The sequence below is a fragment of the Dactylosporangium sp. NPDC050688 genome, assembly GCF_040654515.1.
In the GTDB taxonomy this organism is placed as follows: Bacteria; Actinomycetota; Actinomycetes; order Mycobacteriales; family Micromonosporaceae; genus Dactylosporangium.
In genome coordinates this window covers 113945-132731 of record NZ_JBFAIC010000014.1, presented here as the reverse complement: position 1 = coordinate 132731, position 18787 = coordinate 113945, and the positions used below count along the sequence as shown (strand labels likewise).

Below are 18787 nucleotides of genomic sequence, written 5' to 3'. Positions count from 1 at the left end.
GGTCACACTCCGAAGAAGTCGCGCGCGGTGTCCATGTCCTTGTCGCCCCGGCCGGACAGGCAGATCACCACGACCGGCTCGCGGCCGAGCTCGGCGGCGAGCTTCGGCACGACCCGCAGCGCGCCGGCGACCGCGTGGGCGCTCTCGATCGCCGGGATGATGCCCTCGACCCGGCACAGCAGCTTGAACGCGGCCATCGCCTCGGCGTCGGTGACCGGCTCGTACGTGGCGCGGCCGGTGTCGTGCAGGTACGCGTGCTCCGGGCCGACGGCCGGGTAGTCCAGGCCGGCGGAGATGGAGTGCGACTCGATCGTCTGGCCGTCCTCGTCCTGCAGCAGGTACGTGCGGGCGCCGTGCAGCACGCCCGTGGAGCCGCCGGTGATGCTGGCGGCGTGCCGGCCGGTGTCGACGCCGTCACCGCCCGCCTCGAAGCCGTACAGCCGCACGCTCTCGTCGGGCACGAAGGCATGGAACGCGCCGATGGCGTTGGAGCCGCCGCCGACGCACGCGGCGACCGCGTCGGGCAGCCGCCCGGTCTGCTCCAGGATCTGCCGGCGCGCCTCGACGCTGATGCCGCTGACGAAGTCGCGGACCATCGCCGGGAACGGGTGCGGGCCCGCGGCGGTGCCGAGCAGGTAGTGGGTGGTGTCGACGTTGGTGACCCAGTCCCGCAGCGCCTCGTTGATCGCGTCCTTCAGCGTCTTCGACCCGGTCGTGACGGGCACGACGGTGGCGCCGAGCATCCGCATGCGGGCGACATTGAGCGCCTGCCGGCGGGTGTCCTCCTCACCCATGTAGACGACGCACTCGAGGTCGAGCAGGGCGCAGGCGGTGGCGCTGGCCACGCCGTGCTGCCCGGCGCCGGTCTCCGCGATGACCCGCTGCTTGCCCATCCGCTTGGTGAGCAGCGCCTGGCCGAGCACGTTGCGGACCTTGTGCGCGCCGGTGTGGTTGAGGTCCTCGCGCTTGAGGAACACCCGGGCGCCGGCGTGCGCGGAGAGCCGGTCGGCCCGGTACAGCGGCGACGGCGTGTTGGCGTAGTCGCGCAGCAGCCGGCCGAACTCGGCCTGGAACGCCTCGTCGGCCTGCGCGTGCCGGTACGCGGCGTCGAGGCCGTCGAGGGCCGCGATCAGCGCCTCGGGGACGAACCGGCCGCCGAACTCGCCGAAGTGCCCCGACTGGTCCGGCAGGAGCCCGGCGGCGGCCAGGAACGCGTTCACCGGGCCGGCCTCGGCGTCGCGGGGTGGCTGCCGGCCGTGACGAGCTCGGCGACCGCGTCACGCGGACTCTTCTGGGTGACGAGGCCCTCACCGACGAGGACCGCGTCGGCGCCGGCGGACGCGTACCGGATCAGGTCGTGCGGGCCGCGGACACCCGATTCGGCGATCTTCACGATCTCGTTGGGCAGGCCCGGCGCGATGCGCTCGAACACCGTCCGGTCGACCTCGAGGGTGCGCAGGTTGCGCGCGTTGATGCCGATCACGCGGGCGCCGGCCTCCAGCGCGCGGTCGGTCTCCTCCTCGTCGTGGACCTCGACCAGGGCCGTCATGCCGAGGCTCTCGATGCGGTCGAGCAGCCCCGACAGGGTGTTCTGGTCCAGGGCGGCCACGATGAGCAGCACCAGGTCGGCACCGAACGCCCGGGCCTCGTGCACCTGGTAGGAGGACACGACGAAGTCCTTGCGCAGCAACGGCACGTCGACGGCGGCGCGCACCGCGGCGAAGTCGTCGAGGCTGCCGCCGAACCAGCGGCCCTCGGTGAGGACACTGACGGCGCGGGCACCACCGGCGGCGTACTCCTTCGCCAGCTCCGCCGGGTCGGGAATCTCCGCGAGCTGCCCCTTCGACGGCGACGCGCGCTTGACCTCGGCGATCACCCCCACGCCGGGGGCCCTCAGTTTGGCGTAGGCATCCTGGGGCGGTGCCGCCTGCGCCGCTGCCAGCTTGATCTCGTCCAGGGGCACCTGTGCCTCGCGGATGGCCAAGTCTTCGCGCACGCCGGCGAGGATCTCGTCGAGCACACGGCCAGATTCCGCGTTGATCAAGGAGCTCCCCTCTCCGGTGGTCATGCGTCCGATGCTAGGAGCCCCCCGGTCAGTGGATGGCCGTGGGGGTATGGCCGACGTCACCTGATGGACTAGGGCATAATGCCTAGCCGTTCGCATGGTTTGCCGCAAGACGGTGGCCCGCGCCAACGCGCTGACCTCGCGCTGGGCGGCCCCTTTCACCGCCTCAGGACTCGTCGGCGGCCGCGGGGCGGCGCCAGCGGGCCGGGGTCTCGCCGCGGGCTTGCAGCTCCTTCCATTTCGCGAACGGGTCGTAGTCGACCTCCAGGGGCTCCTGCGGCGGGCGGTCGGCCTCCGGCACATGCACGAGGTTGAGCCGGATGCGGGTCCACAGGCTGTTGATGCCGCGCATCGAGTCGACGAGGACGTCGGCGGGCTCCAGCATCGGCCACACCGCCGGGTGGCGGGCCTTCCACCGCTCCAGGCCCTCCAGGGCCTCCTCCTTCGTGGCGGCGCGGGCGATCTCGATCAGCGGCATGCTCGGCGCGCGGCGGCCGGTGCCCTTCTTCGCCGGCGCCTGCTTCTTGAAGGTGGCGGCCAGCTCCAGCAGCGCGGTCAGGTCGCCGCGACTGTCCTCGATGCCGGCCCACGCGTCGGGGCGGCCCGGCACGGTCTCCATCGTGTACGCGGCGGGGTCGCAGCCCGGCACCTCGTCCCAGGTGAGCGGGGTGGACACGCGGGCCTCCTCGGACGGGCGCACCGAGTAGCCGGAGGCGGTGGTGTGGTCCTTCGCGTTCTGGTTGTAGTCGACAAAAACGCCGTGCCGCTCCTCCTTCCACCAGGCGCCGGTCGCGAGGTCCGGGGCTCGCCGGGCCACCTCCCGGGCGAAGCCCTCCGCGGCCCGCCGGACCTCGGCGAAGGTCCAGTTCGGGTGGATCCGGGCGTACACGTGAAACCCGCGGGAACCGGAGGTCTTCGGCCATCCGACGAGCCCGTGGTCGGCGAGGACGTCGCGGGCGACGAGCGCGACCTCCAGCACCTGCGACCACGGCACCCCCGGCACCGGGTCCAGGTCGATGCGCAGCTCGTCGGGGTGCTCCACGTCCTCGGCGAGGACGGAGTGGGTGTGCAGCTCCAGGCAGCCGAGGTTGACGACCCAGGCCAGCTGGGCCGCGTCGCGCAGGACGACCTCCTCGGCGGTGCGGCCCGACGGGTACCGCAGCTGCGCCGTCTCGATCCACTCGGGGCGCTTCTCCGGCGCCCGTTTCTGGAAGAACGCCTCGCCGTCGATGCCGTTGACGTAGCGTTTCAACGCCATCGGCCGACCGCCCGCGCCACGCAGGGCGCCCTCGGCGACGGCGACGTAGTAGCGCACGACGTCGAGCTTGGTGCGGCCGGACCTCGGGAAGTACACCTTGCCGGGGTTGGTGACGGTCACCTCACGACCGGCGACCTCGATGACTTCCTTGCTGCTGCTCGCCATAGGCGAACCCTACTGGTCCTTGGTCGGATCCTCGCCCCGGTCGAGCGCGTCCCACAGCTGTGTCTGCGGCGCTTTCGCGCTGGTCGCCCCGGCCTGCGGCCGCTCGTAGCGGGCGCCCATCTCCGGCCAGGTGTCGCTGTACCGGATGGTGACGCCGCCCGCGGCCACGACGACGAGCGCCGCGACGATCGTCAGCACCGGCCAGCCCGCGCCGATGCGGTGCTGCAGCGTCTCGATCACCGCGCCGGTGACCCCGATGCCGGCGAGCGCGAGCAGCCCGCCGACGATCGTCCTGAGCCGGCCGCGGGTGGCCAGCAGGGCCCCGGCGCCGGCCAGGCCGACCGCGCCGAGCGCCGGCAGCCACGGCGACATGTCGGTGCCGGTGCGGTACTCGGTCGTCGGCGGCAGCGGCGACACCTGGTGCGTCATGACCACGTCCCAGTGCCGGGTCGCGGCGAACAGCACGACCGCCGACGCCAGCGCGGTGGCGAGGGTCGTGACGGTCAGCCCCCTGCGGCCGGCCAGGGCCGCCGTCATCGGGCCGGTCGCAGCGTCTCGGCCGTGGCGATCGCGGCGAGCACGGCGGCGGCCTTGTTGCGCGTCTCCGTCTCCTCCGCGAGGGGGTCGGAGTCCGCGACGATGCCCGCGCCGGCCTGCACGTACGCCATCCGGTCCCGCATGAGCGCGGTGCGGATCGCGATGGCCGTGTCCATGTCGCCGCCGAAGCCGAAGTAGCCGACGACACCGCCGTACAGGCCGCGCCGGGTCGGCTCGAGCTCCTCGATGATCTCCATGGCCCTCACCTTCGGCGCCCCGGACAGCGTGCCCGCCGGGAACGTCGCGGCCAGCGTGTCGAACGCGGTCCGATCGTCGTCGAGCTCGCCGACCACGGTCGAGACGATGTGCATGACGTGGCTGTACCGCTCCACGGTCATGAACTCGGGCACCTCGACGGTCCCCGGCCGGCAGACCCGGCCCAGGTCATTGCGGGCCAGGTCGACCAGCATCACGTGCTCGGCGCGCTCCTTCGGGTCCGCGAGCAGGTCCGCGGCCAGGGCGTTGTCCTCCTCGGGCGTCGCGCCCCGCCACCGGGTCCCCGCGATCGGGTGCAGTAGCGCCCGCCGCCCGTCGACCTTGACGTGCACCTCCGGTGACGAGCCGACCACGTCGAAGCCGTCGAAGCGCAGCAGGTACATGTACGGGCTCGGGTTGGTGGAGCGCAGCACCCGGTACACGTCGAACGGGTCGGCGTCGGTGGCCCGCTCGAAGCGCTGCGCGACCACGATCTGGAAGCACTCGCCGGCCCGGATCGCCTCCTTCGCGACCTCGACCGCCTTCGGGTAGCCGCCGGCCGGGGTGCGGCTGACCACGTCCTGTTTTTGTATTTTTTCCACGGTGGACACCATCGGCGGGGTCGGCCGGGACAGCGCCGTCGTCATCGCGTCGAGCCGCCCGATCGCCTGGTGGTACGCCGCCGTCACCACCGCCCCGTCCGCGCCCGCCTCCGGCAGCACCGCGTTGGCGATCAGCAGCGCGGTGCCCTCGAAGTGGTCCAGTGCCACCAGGTCCGTGGCCAGCATCATGCCGAGCTCGGGGTGGCGCAGGTCGTCGACGGCGAGATCGGGCAGGCGCTCGAAGCGGCGGACCGCGTCGTACGACAGGAACCCCACCAGCCCGCCGGACAGCGGCGGCAGGTCGAGCCCCTTGAGGTCGGCGTCGTCGGCGGTCAGCGCGGCGATGGTCGCCCGCAGGACCTCGGTCGGGCCGCCCTCCGCCGGCAGGTTCGCGGGCGGCTCGCCGAGCCAGTGCGCGGCGCCGTCGCGCTCCACCAGGGTCGCCACGCTGCGCACGCCGATGAAGCTGTACCGCGACCAGACCGCGCCCGCCGCGCCGGCGCCCTGCTCGGCGGACTCCAGCAGGAACGTGCCGGGCCCGCCGGCGAGCTTGCGGTACACCCCGACGGGCGTCTCGCCGTCGGCGAGCAGGCGCCGCGTCACCGGCACGACCCGGCGGGTGCGGGCCAGCTCACGGAAGGTCGCCTCGTCGGGCGCCACGGCACCGGTCGTCACTGTCCCACCTTCAGGTCCGTGTAGAAGCACGTGTGGTTGCCGGTGTGGCAGGCCGCGCCGGTCTGCTCGACCGTCACCAGCAGCGTGTCGCCGTCGCAGTCGACCGCCACCGACCTCACGTGCTGGACGTGGCCGGAGGTCTCGCCCTTCACCCAGTACTCGCCGCGGCTGCGCGACCAGTACGTCGCCCGACCCGTCGTCAACGTCCGGTGCAACGCCTCGTCGTCCATCCACGCCAACATCAACACCTGCCCGGTCCCGTGCTCCTGCACGACCGCGGGCACCAACCCGGCCTCGTTGCGACGCAGACGGTCAGCGACTTCTGGATCAAGGTTCGACGACACAGCCCTAATTCTCCCGCACGGCCCTCTCTCTTCGGTTTGGGGTCTATGGCTGGTCGTGTTTGCGGAGTACCTTGACGGTGCGCCGCACGGAAGTCTGGGCGGTCGCTCATCCCTCCCCGCCTGCCGTCGGCCGACCCTCCTCGCCGGGGGTCCCGCCTGCCGTCGGCCCGGTGGCGTCGGGCCGGGCGCCGTTCGGCCTCCCGGCGTCCGCGACCCCAGCGCTGAGCCCACAGCAGTCTGAGCGGGTGGCACCCTCCGCCCGTTCAGACCGAGCGGACGGAGGACCCGCCATGCATCCCAACTTCACCCCGCCGGACGACCAGACCAACCCCTCCCCGGAAGTGACGACCCCACCGGGCATCCCCGAGCAGCGCCAGCCCGTCGAGGACATCACCCCACCCGTCGAGGCCTCCGCCTCGGAGCCCGAAGCCTCGTCCGAAGTCCCGTCTGAGGTCTCGTCTGAGGTCTCGTCTGAATCGTCGGCTGAAGCCTCACCCGAAGCCTCGTCCGTTGCCTCGTCCGTTGCCTCGTCCGTTGCCTCGTCCGTTGCCTCGTCTGCGGCCTCGGCTGTTGACGACCCGGCTCCGGCGTCCGCGCCGTCGCTGGCGGACACCGCCGCGATCACGGTCGCCGTGCCCGACGACATCTCGGACATCGTCGGCCCGGCCGGCGAGGATGGTTCCGCCTCCACGGACGAGGAGCCGGCCGCTGGGGTCGACGCAGACGCCGCCGAGTCCACTTCGACCGCCGACCTCCAAGCGACCGACCCCCTCACCACCGACGCCGAGCCAACCGCCGACCCGGAGCCAGAGGCCGTGGCCACGGAAGAGGCCACCGACGAGCCCGCCGCCGCGGCTGACACGGAGGCCGTGGAGGACGTCGTCACGGAGGAGGTGTCGGCCGAGGACGCGGTCGCGGAGGACGTGGTTGCGGAGGATGCTGCCGGAGACGAGGAGCCGACCGCGGAGGCCGAAGAGGCTGTCGCCGAAGAGGCCGTCGCGGACGAGGAGCCCGCCGCGGAGGCCGACACCGAGGACGCCGCTGCGGAAGAGGACCCGGCCGCCGAAACCGAAGAGGTCGCTGCCGACGAGGAGCCGACCGCGGAGGCCGAAGAGGCCGCCGCCGAAGAGGCCGTCGCGGACGAGGAGCCCGCCGCGGAGGCCGACACCGAGGACGCCGCTGCGGAAGAGGACCCGGCCGCCGAAGCCGAAGAGGTCGCTGCCGACGAGGAGCCGGCCGCGGAGGCCGAAGAGGCCGCCGCCGAAGAGGCCGTCGCCGAAGAGACCGTCGCCGAAGAGGCCGTCGCGGACGAGGAGCCGACCGCCGAGGCCGAGGAAGCCACCGCGGAAGAGGAACCGGCCGCAGGGGCAGAAGAGCCCGCCGCCGAAGCCGACGCCGAAGAGGTCGCCGCGGACGAGGAGCCGACCGCCGAGGCAGAAGAACCCGCCGCCGAAGTTGACGCGGAGGAGACCGCCGCCGAGCCCGAGGCTGCGGAGGAGGCTGCCGCCGAGGACGAGCCGGCCGCGGAGGCTGACGCCGAGGAGCCCGAGACCGCGGACGAGCCCGAGGCCGTCGAAGAGGTCGCAGCCGAGGAAGCCGCCGAGGAGGAGCCGGCCGCCGAAGCCGACAGCGACGACTCCGACACCGTCGAGGAGCCGGAAGCCGCCGAGGAAGCCGCCGCTGAGGACGAGCCGACCGCGGAGGTCGAGGCCGAGGAGGAAGCCGCCGCCGAAGAGCCGGCGGCCGAGTCTGAAGTCGGCGAAGCGCCCGAGGCTGAGGCCGACGAGCCGGAAGCGGTCGCCGAAGAGGAGCCCGCCGTGGAAGAGGAGGCTGCCGAGGAGGAGCCCGCCGCCGAAGCGGTCCCCGTGGACGAGGCACCGGCCGACGAGCCCGAGGCCGAAAGCGCCGCCGAAACCGCCGCCGAGGCTGTTGCCGACGAAGTGGCCGTCGCTGAGGAAGAGGCCGCTGCCGCCGACGAGGAGGCCGCGGACGTCGTCGCCGAGGAGGAGGGTGCCGAGCCCGAGGCTGAGGCAGCCGTCGACGATGCGGTTGCCGATGAAGAGCCGGCGGCCGAGGCCGGCGAGGACGTCGCCGAGGCAGACGTCGACGCCGAAGCGGACGGTGACGAGGAGCCGGAGGCCGAAGCAGCGGCCGAGCCGGAAGCCGAGGCGGCCGAGCCGGAAGCTGAAGCAGCCGAGCCGGAAGCTGAAGCAGCCGAGGACGCGGAGGCTGACGTCGCAGAGGACGCCGTGGCGGAAAGCGGCGACGAGGCCGACGCCGAGGACGAGGCGGACAGCGCCGAGCCGGTCGCAGAGGCGGAGTCCCCCGCCGATGTCCTGGTCGAGGCCGTCGACGCCGGGGTCGACAACTCCAGCGACACCTCCGCTGACGACGTCAATCTGGTCGCCGACATCGACGAGCCGACCGCCGAACCCGAGGCCGAGGCCAGCGCCGACGCCGAAGCCGAGGCCGGCGACGAAGCCGAAGCCAGCGACGACGTCGAGGCCGAGCCGACCTCAGAGGCCGACACCGACACCGACGAAGAGGACGACGACGAGGACGCAGCGCCGGCCCCCGAAGCCGAGGCAGAGGACACCGAAGCCGAGGCCGACGCGGAAGCCGACGCCGAGCCCGTCGCCGAGACCGACGATGATGCCGAGGACGAGGACGACGAGCCCACCGCGGCGGCCGACACCGACGACGAGGACGACGACGAGGACGAGCCCGTCGCGGAAGCCGACACCGACGACGAAGACGAGGACGACGAGGACGACGAGCCCGTCGCGGCGGCCGACACCGACGACGGCGACGAGGTGGACGAGGTGGACGAGGTCGACGAGGAGCTCGAGTACGCCGCCGCGGCGGCCCTCCCCCTGCGCCCCGGTGACGTGGCCGAGGAGCGGATCGTGCTGTGGAAGCCGAAGCGGGCGGAGAAGTTCCGGTCGCGGCTGGTGAAGGCGGAGTCCAAGTTCGTCGACGACCCGGTGAAGGCGTTGACGAAGGCGTCGGCGGTGGTGAGTGACGCCATCGAGACGCTGGCCGAGAAGCTGCAGGAGCAGCAGCTGGCGATCGACCCGCACCGCACGGCGAAGCACCCCGACACCGAGGCGATGCGGGTGGCGCTGCGGCAGTACAAGGAGTTCCTGGAGCGCGTGCTCGCACTCTGAGCGACCACGAAACAGCAAGCGACCAACGGAACAGCAAGCGACCAGCGGAACAGCAAGAGCGGGGCGGGCCGGAGTCATCGGCCCGCCCCGCTTTCGCGATTGACGCATGTCCAAGATTTCATCTACCGTTGAGTTCATCAACCGTTGAGTTTCCTGGGCCGGTGGGACCGGAGGACCGGAGGAACCGAAGATGACCAACGCGATCGAGGTGGAGCACCTCGTCATCGCGCGCGGCAGGCGGCCGGTGCTGCACGACCTCACCTGTACGGTGCCCCGCGGGAGCGTGACAGGGCTGCTCGGTCCGAGCGGCAGCGGCAAGACCACGTTCATGCGCGCCGTGGTCGGCGTGCAGAAGATCGTCAGCGGCACGGTCACCGTGCTCGGGCACCCCGCGGGGTCGAAGCCGCTGCGGGACAAGGTGGGCTACCTGACCCAGGCGCCGAGCGTCTACGCGGATCTCACGGTCAAGGAGAACGCACGGTACTTCGCCTCCCTGTACGGGCTGGGTGCCGCCGACGCCGACGCGGCCGTGTCCGACGTGGGGCTCAGCCAGGCGAAGGACCAGCTCGTCGGCACCCTGTCCGGCGGTCAGCGGGCCCGCGCCTCGCTCGCCTGCGCGATTGTGAGCAAGCCGCAGCTGCTCGTACTGGACGAACCCACCGTCGGGCAGGACCCGGTGCTGCGCAACGAACTCTGGCAACGCTTCCACGACCTGGCCCGGGCCGGCTCGACGCTGCTCGTGTCCAGCCACGTGATGGACGAGGCCGGGCGCTGCGACCGGCTCCTGCTCATCCGCGAAGGGCTGCTCATCGCCGACGAGTCACCCGCCGCCGTACGGGAACGTGCCGGCACCGACAACCTGGAAGAGGCGTTCCTGCGACTCGTACAGGCACAGGAGTCCGACAAGGAGAAGGTGGCCTGAGCCATGTCCGCCCGTTTGACGTTCGCGACCGCCGGCCGCATCCTGCGCCAGCTGCGGCACGACCGGCGCACGATCGCCCTGATCCTCGTGGTGCCGACCGTGCTGCTGACCCTCCTGCGCTACCTGTACGACGCGAGCCCCCAGCTCTTCGACCGCATCGGCTTGATCATGCTGGGCGTGTTCCCGCTGGTCATCATGTTCCTGCTGACCAGCGTCGCCATGCTCCGGGAGCGGACCAGCGGCACGCTGGAGCGGCTGCTCACCGCCCCGATCGGCAAGGTCGACATCCTGCTCGGCTACGGCATCGCGTTCACCGTCGCCGCCGCGGTGCAGGCGCTGATCGCCTCGACGCTCGCGTTCGTCCTCCTCGGCCTCGACACCCTCGGGCCGGCGTGGCTCGTCGGGGTGATCGCGGTCGGCAACTCGGTGCTCGGCATGGCGCTCGGGTTGCTGGTCAGCGCGTTCGCCAACAGTGAGTTCCAGGCGGTGCAGTTCATGCCGGCGGTGGTCCTGCCGCAGTTCCTGCTCTGCGGCCTGCTGCAGCCACGCGACCAGATGGCGGGCTGGCTGCAGGCGATCAGTGACGTGCTGCCGATGTCGTACGCGGTGGAGGCCCTCACCGAGCTCGGCTCCCACCCCGAACCGACCGGCGTCATGTGGCGGGACCTCGGCATCATCGTCGGGTGCGTGATCGTGGCACTCTTGCTCGGAGCGGCCACACTGCGCCGCCGTACCGCCTGAACGTCGCGACGGCGGCACGCCGGAACATCGGGAAGAGGCTCATGGCACGCACGGGACGGCGCCCCGGCAATCAGGACACCCGCCAGGCGATCCTGACCGCCGCCCGCGAGGCGTTCGCCGAACGCGGATTCGACGGCACGTCCATCCGCCAGATCGCCACCAGCGCCGGAGTCGACCCGGCGCTGGTCCATCACTACTTCGGGGCGAAGGACAAGCTGTTCCTCGCCACGATGGACGCCCCGGTCGACCCCGGCGAGCTGCTGCCGAAGATCTTCGAGGCCGGCGTCGACGGCGTCGGCGAGCGGCTCGTGCGCACCTTCCTCGGCGTGTGGGACTCCCCAGCCGGCTCCCCGGCCGCCGCCCTGTTCCGCAGCGCGATGCAGCACGAATGGTCCGCGCGGATGCTGCGCGAGTTCCTGGTCACGCAGATCCTGCGCCGCGCGACCGGCCACCTGAAGCTCGACCCCGCCGAGGCCCCGCGCCGCGCCGCGCTGGTCGCCTCGCAGATGGCCGGCATCGTCATGGTCCGGTACATCCTGAAGATCGAACCGATGGCGTCGATGTCCCAGGACGAGATCGTGCACAGCGTGGCGCCGACGATCCAGCGGTACCTGACCGAGCCGCTGCTGCCGCCGCCCGCCGACTGACCGCGGCACGCCGACCGACCGCGGCGAGCCCGGCGGCCTCAGTCGTCGACATCGGCGCAGTGCGTCCTGGCCTGCGGCGTCAGCAGCAGCCCGACCAGCCCCGCGGCGCAGCACACCGGCACCACCGCGAACGGCAACGGCGCCGGCAACAGCCACGTCAGCAGCGGCGCCATCGTGCCCACGAACCCCCAGAACACCAGGCTGGCCAGCCACGCCCAGTGCTCGCCGCGCTTGATGCGCGTGCCGAGGAAGACCAGCACCACCGCGAGCGGAAACAGGAACAGCACGGCATTGAAGAACAGCACGAAGTCCAGATAGCCGGTGCCACCCTGGTTCGCCGGGTCGACCTGCATCCCGGACAGCAACACCCCGAACGCGGTGAGCACAAGAGTCAACATGACCCCGCCGATCGCGTTGAACCCCGTCACCGCGACCCGGACCTGCATCGGCACGTATCGACGCCCCCCGGCTGGCACATCAGCCACTGTAGGCCCCGCACCCCACATCAACACACCCGACGCGCGGCGCCGTGACCGTCGCTGACCGACATCAACGAGTGCCCCGGCGAACAGCTTCTCTCAGGCGCCGCCGGGCCACCATGAGCCGCCCGCAGCACCCAACAGACGACACCTCGCAGCGCCGCCCCACCAGCAGCACCCCCGGGCAGCACTGCCTGACCGCCACCGCCACCACCACGACCACCGGCCGCCAGCAAGAGCCGCCAGCAACGGCCGGCCGAGAACGAACGGCCGGCTGGCGCCGACGCTCAGCGGGTCTGTTCGAGCCAGGATGCGTACAGCCGGCCGTAGACGGAGTCCGGGTCGGCGACCAGGGCGGCATGCGGGCCGCGCTGCACCACATGCCCCTTGTCGACGACGATGACCTCGTCGGCGCTCTGGGCGGTCGACAGCCGGTGCGCGATCGCGATGGTCGTGCGACCGCGGGTGACCGCGTCCAGGGTGCGCTGGAGCCGGACCTCGGTGGCGGGGTCGACGGCGCTGGTGGCCTCGTCGAGGACCAGCAGGTCGGGGTCGGCGACATACGCGCGGGCCAGGGCGACCAGCTGCCGCTCGCCCACCGACAGGGCCTCGCCGCGCTCGCCGACCTCGGTCTGCAGGCCGTCGCTGAGGCCGTCGACCCAGTCGATCAGGCCGAGCTCGGTGAACGCCAGCTCCAGGTCGACGTCGCTGAGGTCGGGCCGGGCGAAGCGGACGTTGTCGGCGACGGTCGCGTCGAAGAGGAACCCGTCCTGCGGGACCATGACGACCCGGCTGCGCAGCGAGTCGAAGCGGACCTCGGTGAGCGGCACCCCGGACAGCAGCACGCTGCCGGTGGTCGGGTCCATGAGGCGGGTCAGCAGCTTGGCGAACGTGGTCTTGCCGCTGCCGGTCTCGCCGACGACGGCGACGCGCGTGCGGGCGGTCACGGTCAGGTCGACATCGGTGAGGACCTCGGGGCCGCCCGGATAGGCGAAGTGCACGTGGTCGAACCGGACGTCGACAGCGCCCTCGGGCAGGTCACGGCCGGCGGCGCCGGGGTCGGCGACGTCGGGCTCGGTCTCGATGACGTCCAGCACGCGGCGCCAGCCGGCGATCGCGTTCTGCGCCTCGTTGAGCACCTCGGTGGCGACCTGCACCGGCTGGACGAACAGCGTGGCGAGGAACAGGAACGCGATGAGCTGGCCGATGCTCAGGTGGCCACCGACGCCGAGCAGGGTGCCGACGACGATCACGCTGCCGAGCGCGAGGCCGGCCGCGAGCTCGCCGAAGCTCATGCTCACGACGTTGTTGGTCTGGGCGCGGAACTGGGCGCGGCGGCTGCGCTCGATGGCGGTGTCGAGCCGCTCAGCGGTGCGCCGCTGCACGCCGTAGGCCCGCACGACGGGGGCGCCGACGACGCTCTCGGCGATCGCGCCGAGCATCACGCCGATGCTCTCGCGCACGTCGAGATACAGCACGCTGAGCCGGCGCTGGAAGTGCCGCACGACGAAGACCAGCGGCGCGAACGCGGCGATCACGACCAGCGTCAGCTGCCACGAGTAGAAGCACATGACGGCGGTGGTGACCACCAGCTGCCCGAGGCTGACCAGGAAGATGAGGCCGCCGAACTGCAGGAACTGGCTGATCTGGTCGACGTCGCCGGTGACCCGGGAGACAAGCGCACCGCGCCGCTCGGCCTGCTGGTGCAGCATCGACAGATCGTGGATGTGCCGGAACGTGCGGGTGCGCACGCCGGCCAGGGCGGTCTCGCTGACCGTGAACAGCCGCACGTTCATCAGGGCGGCGCTGAACATCGTCAGGAACAGCACGCCGGCGGTGATCGCCACGATGGTGGTGAGCACGCCGACGTCGGGGCCGCCGGGCGCGCGCAGCCCCTTGTCGATGCCCTGCTGGATGGCGACCGGCACGGCGACCCGGCCGGCGGTGGCGAGCACGGCGAGCCCGAGGGTGCCGGCGAGCCCGGTGAACAGCTCCGGCGACAGGCGCAGCCCGCGCCGCAGCACCCCCGCCTTCGCGGGCTCAGCGGCGACATCGACCGCGCTCACGCCGCCACCTCCGCTACGCTCCGGCGCCGGCCTGAGCCCCACCCTGAGCCAATGATTCGCAGCCCTCCGCTACGCTCCGAGCCGCTCATGCCGCCACCTCCGCTACGCTCCGGCGCCGGCCTGAGCCCCACCCTGAGCTGCTGATTCGCACCCCTCCGCTACGCTCCGAGCCGCTCATGCGGTCACGCTCTCCTCGTCGTCGAACACGTGCTCGCGCTCCTTCTCCGCCTCGGCCTTCTCGTAGGCGGTGACGAGGTCGGCGTAGCCGGGGACGGTGGCGAGCAGGTCGGCGTGGGTGCCGCGGGCGGCGACCCTGCCCCGCTCCAGGTAGACGACCTCGTCGGCGAGGGCGATCGTGGCCCGCCGGTAGGCCACGACGAGGATCGAGGCCTGCCGGTCGTCGTCGCGGCGCAGCGCGGCGAGGATCGCCGCCTCCACGCGCGGGTCGACGGCGCTGGTGGCGTCGTCGAGCACCAGCAGCCGCGGCGCGCCGGCGAGGGCCCGCGCGATGGTGAGCCGCTGCCGCTGCCCGCCGGACAGCGACGTGCCGCGCTCCCCCACCGTCGTGTCGAGCCCGTCGGCGAGCTGCTTGACGAACCCGTCGGCCTGCGCGAGCCGCAGCGCGGACCAGGCGGCCTCGTCGTCGACGGGGTGGCCGGCGGCGGTGCGCCGGTCGAGGGTCACGTTGCCCCGCACGGTGTCGTCGAAGACGAACGGCACCTGCGCGACCAGGGCGACCGTGCCGGCGAGCGCCTCCTGGGTGAGCTCGCGGGCGTCGACGCCGTCGAGGCGCACGGCGCCGGCGTGCGGGTCGACCAGCCGGGCGGCGAGGGCGGCGACCGTCGACTTGCCGGAGCCGGTGGAGCCGACGAGCGCGACGGTGCGCCCGGCCGGCACGTCGAACGTGACCCCGCTGAGCACGTCGCCGCCGCGCCGGCCGTCGGTGTCGGTGTCGGTGTATGCGAAGTGGACGTCGTCGAAGCGCAGCGCCGCCGGCTTGTGCACCTCGGGCAGCGTGGTCGAGCCGTAGGCCATGTCGCCCTCGGCGTCCAGCACGTGCCGGATCCGCTCCCAGCCCACGACGCTGCGCGGCAGCTCGGCGAGGACCCAGCCGATCGCCCGGACGGGGAACGCGAGGACCGTGAACAGGAACGCGGCGCTGACCACCTCGGACACCTCGACCGCGCCCTGCCCGAAGCGCAGGCCGCCGACGACGAGCACGGCGAGGGTGCCGATGCTGGGCAGCGCGTCGAGCACCGGGTCGAACATGGCCCGGACCCGCCCGACCTGGATCGTGGCGTCGCGCAGCTCGACGGTCTTGGCGGAGAACCGCTCGGTCTCGGCGGCCTCCCGGCCCATCGTCTTGACCACGAGCGCGCCGTCGAAGCTCTCGTGCGCGACCGCGCTCACCTCGGCCCGCAGCTGCTGGGACTTCGCCACCCGGGGCGCCATCCGGCGCGAATAGGCGACGTTGACCGTGAGCAGGGTGGGGAAGACGGCGACACCGACCAGCGCGAGCGCCCAGTCGGTGGCGAAGAGCGAGGCGATCGCGGCGACCAGCATGACGACGGTGCCGACGGCCATCGGGAACGGCGCGATCGGATACCACGCCGACTCCACGTCGGCGTTGGCGTTGGACAGCAGCGTGCCGGTCGCGTGGCGCTGGTGCCATTCCAGGGGCAGCCGCAGGTAGCGGCGGGTCACGGCCTGCCGGTAGCGCGCCTGCAGGCGGAACTGCATGGCGCCGGCGCCGAGCCGCCGGCCGAAGATGCCGAGGATCTTGCCGAGGCTGACCGCCAGGATCGCGGCGCCGCCGAGCAGTAGCGTGCCGGTGGTGACGTGGCGGTCGTCGATGGCGGGCAGGGCGATCTCGCCGACGACCCAACCGGAGACGAACGCGGTGGCGATCGTGAGCAGGCTGAAGACCACGCTGCCGACGACCGAAATGGCGAACATGTGAGGCTCGTCACGGACGGCCCGGCCGAGCACCCACAGCCCCTTGAGGAGCACCTTGCCGCTGGTCACATCCGCCCTCCGTCGCGTCTGGCCGGTAAGTCGCCCCAGCCGTGTGCAACCTTACCGACGCGGTACGACAGAAAGCGGTCCTGACGGGACCCCGCTAGCGTTACGTGCATGACTTCCTTCGCGCGGGCCGAGCGCCTGGCGCTCGCCGACACCCTCCTGGCGGCCGGTCCGGACGCGCCGACGCTCTGCGCCGGGTGGGCGACCCGCGACCTCGCCGCGCACCTGGTGCTGCGGGAGCGCCGGCCCGACGCGGCGGCCGGCATCCTGCTCAAGGCGGCCGCCGGGCACACCGCGAAGGTCCAGGCGGGCCTGGCCGCCGGCGACTACGCGGCCCTCGTCGGCAAGGTCCGCAGGCCGCCGTTCTGGTTCGGCCCCGGCTTCGCCGAGGAGGCGGTCAACCTCACCGAGTTCCTCGTCCATCACGAGGACGTGCGCCGCGCCGCGCCCGGCTGGACACCGCGGACCCTCGACCCGGCCTACGAGCGGGCCGTCGCCGGCCGGATCAAGCAGTCGGCCCGGCTGGCGGTCCGCCGCTTCCCGGCCGCGATCACGGTCGAGCCGGAGCAGGGCACCCCGTTCACGGTCGGCGCGGGCGGCGAGGCACTGGCCGTACACGGGAAACCCTCGGAACTCCTGCTGTTCTTCACGGGCCGGCAGGCCGTCGCGGACGTCACCGTGACCGGTCCGGAAGCGCTCGCCGACCGGCTCCGCACGGCGCGGCTCGGTCTGTGACGGCATCGACGCGCTGAGTCTCGAATCTGGTTCCAGTCAAGGAGAACTACGTTTCGATTTCGGGTCTAGCCGGTAACACGACCGACCCTCTACCCTCCAGTAACCGACGGGACGTGATGCCAGTCACCGTGACGTCCACGCCAGCCTCGGAGGGCCTCCCCCATGACCAAGCGGCTCGAACTGCCTTACCGCTCGATCCCGGACATGTTCCTGCACCGCGTGGCCGAGACCCCGGACAAGCGGGCGTTCGGCAAGCCCGCCGCCGACGACGCCGGCGACCCGGTCTGGCTGACCTGGCGCGAGGTCGACGAGCACGCCCGCGCGATCGGCGCCGGACTCACCAGCCTCGGCGTGCGCCCCGAGGACCGCGTCGGCATCCTGGCCAACACGCGGCTCGACTGGATCCTCGCCGACCTCGGCATCATGCTCGCCGGGGCAGCCACCACCACGGTCTACCCGACGACCGAGCCCGAGGACGCCGTCTACATCGTCGCGGACTCCGGCTCGAAGGTGCTCTTCGCCGAGAACGCGGCCCAGGCCGCCAAGCTCGACGGCGCCGCCCTGCCCGACCTCGTCGCGATCGTGCTCATCGACGGCGAGCCCACTGGCGCCGAGCACACGAAGACCCTGTCGCTCGCCCAGCTGGAGGCGGCCGGGCGCGAGGCGCTCGCCGCCGATCCCGAGCTCATCGAGCGGATCGTCGCCGGCATCACCGGCGACCAGCTCGCCACCCTGATCTACACGTCCGGCACGACCGGCCGCCCGAAGGGCGTCGAGCTGATGCACCTCGGCTGGGTCTGGCAGGGCCACACCCAGCTCGAAACGGGCCTGCTCAACGCCGACGACCTGCAGTACCTGTGGCTGCCGCTGTCGCACTCGTTCGGCAAGACCCTGCTGTGCGGCATCCTGTACGTCGGGCTCCCCACGTACGTCGACGGCCGCGTCGACAAGCTCATCGACAACCTCGGCAAGATCCAGCCGACGCTCATGTGCGCCGCGCCCCGCGTCTTCGAGAAGGTCTACAACCGGGTCGTCACCGGCGCCCAGGCCGACGGCGGCGCCAAGCTGAAGATCTTCACCTGGGCGCTCAAGGTCGGCAAGCAGGCATCGGCCGAGCGTCTCGCCGGCCGGCAGCCCGGCGGCCTGCTCAAGTTCCAGGCCGGCATCGCCGACAAGCTGGTCTTCAGCAAGCTGCGCGCCCGCCTCGGCGGCCGGATGCGCGCCATGGTGTCCGGCTCCGCACCGCTGTCGAAGGAGATCGGCGAGTTCTTCTTCGCCGCCGGCCTGCCGATCCTGGAGGGCTACGGCCTGACCGAGACGTCCGCCGGCTCGTTCGTCAACCGCGAGGCCGCCCCCCGCATCGGCACCGTCGGCCAGGCCCTCGGCGACCTGGAGGCCAAGCTCGACACCGACGGCGAGGTCCTGCTCAAGGGCACGCCGATCATGCGCGGCTACCACAACCTGCCCGACGAGACCGCCGCCGCGTTCACCGAGGACGGCTGGTTCCGCACCGGCGACATCGGCGAGCTCGACGCCGACGGCTACCTGCGCATCACCGACCGCAAGAAGGACCTGATCAAGACGTCCGGCGGCAAGTACGTCGCGCCGAGCCACATCGAGGGCCTGTTCAAGTCGGTGTGCCCGTACACCTCGCAGTGCGTCGTCGTGGGCCAGGCCCGCAACTACGTCACGATGCTCGTCACCCTCGACCCGGACGCCATCAAGGGCTGGGCCGAAGGCACCCCGCTCGCCGGGAAGTCCTACGACGAGATCGCCTCGTCGCCCGAGGCGAACGCCCTCGTCGAGGGTTACGTCAAGGAGCTCAACACCAAGCTCAACCGCTGGGAGACGGTGAAGAAGTTCACCATCCTCAGCCGCGACCTCTCCATCGAGGACGGCGAGCTCACGCCGTCGCTCAAGGTCAAGCGCCGCGTGGTCGAGAAGTCCTTCGCCTCGGACATCGACCGCATGTACGCAGGGTCGCTCGCCGAACTCTGATCACACCCCACAGTGTCATGGCCCCCGGGAACCGCCACCCCGGGGGCCATGACGCTTTTCCGGGCTCAGACCCGTCATGTTTCCTGCTCAGGTCCGTCGTGGGCACGGC

Annotated in this window: 15 protein-coding genes; 6 read left to right on the top strand and 9 right to left on the bottom strand. The window is 72.1% G+C overall.

What is annotated here, in order from left to right:
• Positions 1-2: 2 nt before the first annotated feature.
• From trpB to hisI, 6 genes are all read right to left on the bottom strand, one after another.
• The gene (gene trpB / locus AB0H83_RS16495; RefSeq protein ID WP_360093612.1) at positions 3-1220 is read right to left on the bottom strand and encodes a tryptophan synthase subunit beta; all 1218 of its coding nucleotides are present in this window, start codon (positions 1218-1220) and stop codon (positions 3-5) included.
• Complete coding sequence (gene trpC, locus AB0H83_RS16490; RefSeq protein ID WP_360093781.1) at positions 1217-2020, bottom strand: indole-3-glycerol phosphate synthase TrpC; 804 nt, start codon at positions 2018-2020, stop codon at positions 1217-1219. The genes trpB and trpC overlap by 4 nt, the downstream gene beginning before the upstream one ends.
• Positions 2021-2231: 211 nt before the next feature.
• Positions 2232-3488, bottom strand: coding sequence for a non-homologous end-joining DNA ligase (gene ligD / locus AB0H83_RS16485; protein ID WP_360093609.1), 1257 nt, complete (start codon positions 3486-3488; stop codon positions 2232-2234).
• A gap of 9 nt (positions 3489-3497) precedes the next feature.
• Positions 3498-4025, bottom strand: coding sequence for a Trp biosynthesis-associated membrane protein (locus AB0H83_RS16480; RefSeq protein ID WP_360093606.1), 528 nt, complete (start codon positions 4023-4025; stop codon positions 3498-3500).
• Positions 4022-5557, bottom strand: a complete 1536-nt coding sequence (locus AB0H83_RS16475) for an anthranilate synthase component I (RefSeq protein ID WP_360093603.1) — start codon at positions 5555-5557, stop codon at positions 4022-4024. Before AB0H83_RS16475 ends, AB0H83_RS16480 begins: the two co-directional genes overlap by 4 nt.
• Complete coding sequence (gene hisI / locus AB0H83_RS16470) at positions 5554-5901, bottom strand: phosphoribosyl-AMP cyclohydrolase (RefSeq protein ID WP_360093600.1); 348 nt, start codon at positions 5899-5901, stop codon at positions 5554-5556. Before hisI ends, AB0H83_RS16475 begins: the two co-directional genes overlap by 4 nt.
• Before the next feature lie 290 nt (positions 5902-6191).
• On the opposite strand from hisI, the gene AB0H83_RS16465 reads away from it, so the two are divergent.
• From AB0H83_RS16465 to AB0H83_RS16450, 4 genes are all read left to right on the top strand, one after another.
• Complete coding sequence (locus AB0H83_RS16465; protein ID WP_360093597.1) at positions 6192-9068, top strand: hypothetical protein; 2877 nt, start codon at positions 6192-6194, stop codon at positions 9066-9068.
• 190 nt (positions 9069-9258) lie between these two features.
• Positions 9259-9990, top strand: coding sequence for an ABC transporter ATP-binding protein (locus tag AB0H83_RS16460; RefSeq protein ID WP_360093594.1), 732 nt, complete (start codon positions 9259-9261; stop codon positions 9988-9990).
• Positions 9991-9993: 3 nt separating this feature from the next.
• Complete coding sequence (locus AB0H83_RS16455) at positions 9994-10731, top strand: ABC transporter permease (protein WP_360093591.1); 738 nt, start codon at positions 9994-9996, stop codon at positions 10729-10731.
• Positions 10732-10772: 41 nt separating this feature from the next.
• Positions 10773-11378, top strand: coding sequence for a TetR family transcriptional regulator (locus AB0H83_RS16450; protein ID WP_360093588.1), 606 nt, complete (start codon positions 10773-10775; stop codon positions 11376-11378).
• Between the two features lie 38 nt (positions 11379-11416).
• On the opposite strand, the gene AB0H83_RS16445 is transcribed toward AB0H83_RS16450, so the two are convergent.
• From AB0H83_RS16445 to AB0H83_RS16435, 3 genes are all read right to left on the bottom strand, one after another.
• Entirely contained in the window at positions 11417-11854 is a 438-nt protein-coding gene (locus AB0H83_RS16445; RefSeq protein WP_360093585.1) for a hypothetical protein, read from the bottom strand.
• A 290-nt stretch (positions 11855-12144) separates the two neighbouring features.
• Positions 12145-13923, bottom strand: coding sequence for an ABC transporter ATP-binding protein (locus AB0H83_RS16440; RefSeq protein WP_360093582.1), 1779 nt, complete (start codon positions 13921-13923; stop codon positions 12145-12147).
• A 174-nt stretch (positions 13924-14097) separates the two neighbouring features.
• Positions 14098-15933 carry an ABC transporter ATP-binding protein gene (locus AB0H83_RS16435; protein WP_360093778.1) on the bottom strand — a complete coding sequence of 612 codons (1836 nt, stop codon included), beginning with the start codon at positions 15931-15933 and terminating at the stop codon, positions 14098-14100.
• 123 nt (positions 15934-16056) lie between these two features.
• Here AB0H83_RS16435 and AB0H83_RS16430 point away from each other — a divergent pair, with 123 nt between their 5' ends.
• Positions 16057-16680: a TIGR03085 family metal-binding protein gene (locus AB0H83_RS16430; protein ID WP_360093579.1), complete on the top strand. Its 624-nt coding sequence runs from the start codon at positions 16057-16059 to the stop codon at positions 16678-16680.
• A 162-nt stretch (positions 16681-16842) separates the two neighbouring features.
• The gene (locus tag AB0H83_RS16425; protein ID WP_360093576.1) at positions 16843-18678 is read left to right on the top strand and encodes a long-chain fatty acid--CoA ligase; all 1836 of its coding nucleotides are present in this window, start codon (positions 16843-16845) and stop codon (positions 18676-18678) included.
• Positions 18679-18787: the final 109 nt, after the last annotated feature.

Excerpts from the sequence above, each read along its gene's own strand:
- ligD (WP_360093609.1), bottom strand. The coding sequence starts at position 3,488 with ATGGCGAGCAGCAGCAAGGAAGTCATCGAGGTCGCCGGTCGTGAGGTG.
- AB0H83_RS16480 (WP_360093606.1), bottom strand. The coding sequence starts at position 4,025 with ATGACGGCGGCCCTGGCCGGCCGCAGGGGGCTGACCGTCACGACCCTC.
- AB0H83_RS16465 (WP_360093597.1), top strand. The coding sequence starts at position 6,192 with ATGCATCCCAACTTCACCCCGCCGGACGACCAGACCAACCCCTCCCCG.
- AB0H83_RS16460 (WP_360093594.1), top strand. The coding sequence starts at position 9,259 with ATGACCAACGCGATCGAGGTGGAGCACCTCGTCATCGCGCGCGGCAGG.
- AB0H83_RS16455 (WP_360093591.1), top strand. The coding sequence starts at position 9,994 with ATGTCCGCCCGTTTGACGTTCGCGACCGCCGGCCGCATCCTGCGCCAG.
- AB0H83_RS16450 (WP_360093588.1), top strand. The coding sequence starts at position 10,773 with ATGGCACGCACGGGACGGCGCCCCGGCAATCAGGACACCCGCCAGGCG.
- AB0H83_RS16430 (WP_360093579.1), top strand. The coding sequence starts at position 16,057 with ATGACTTCCTTCGCGCGGGCCGAGCGCCTGGCGCTCGCCGACACCCTC.
- AB0H83_RS16425 (WP_360093576.1), top strand. The coding sequence starts at position 16,843 with ATGACCAAGCGGCTCGAACTGCCTTACCGCTCGATCCCGGACATGTTC.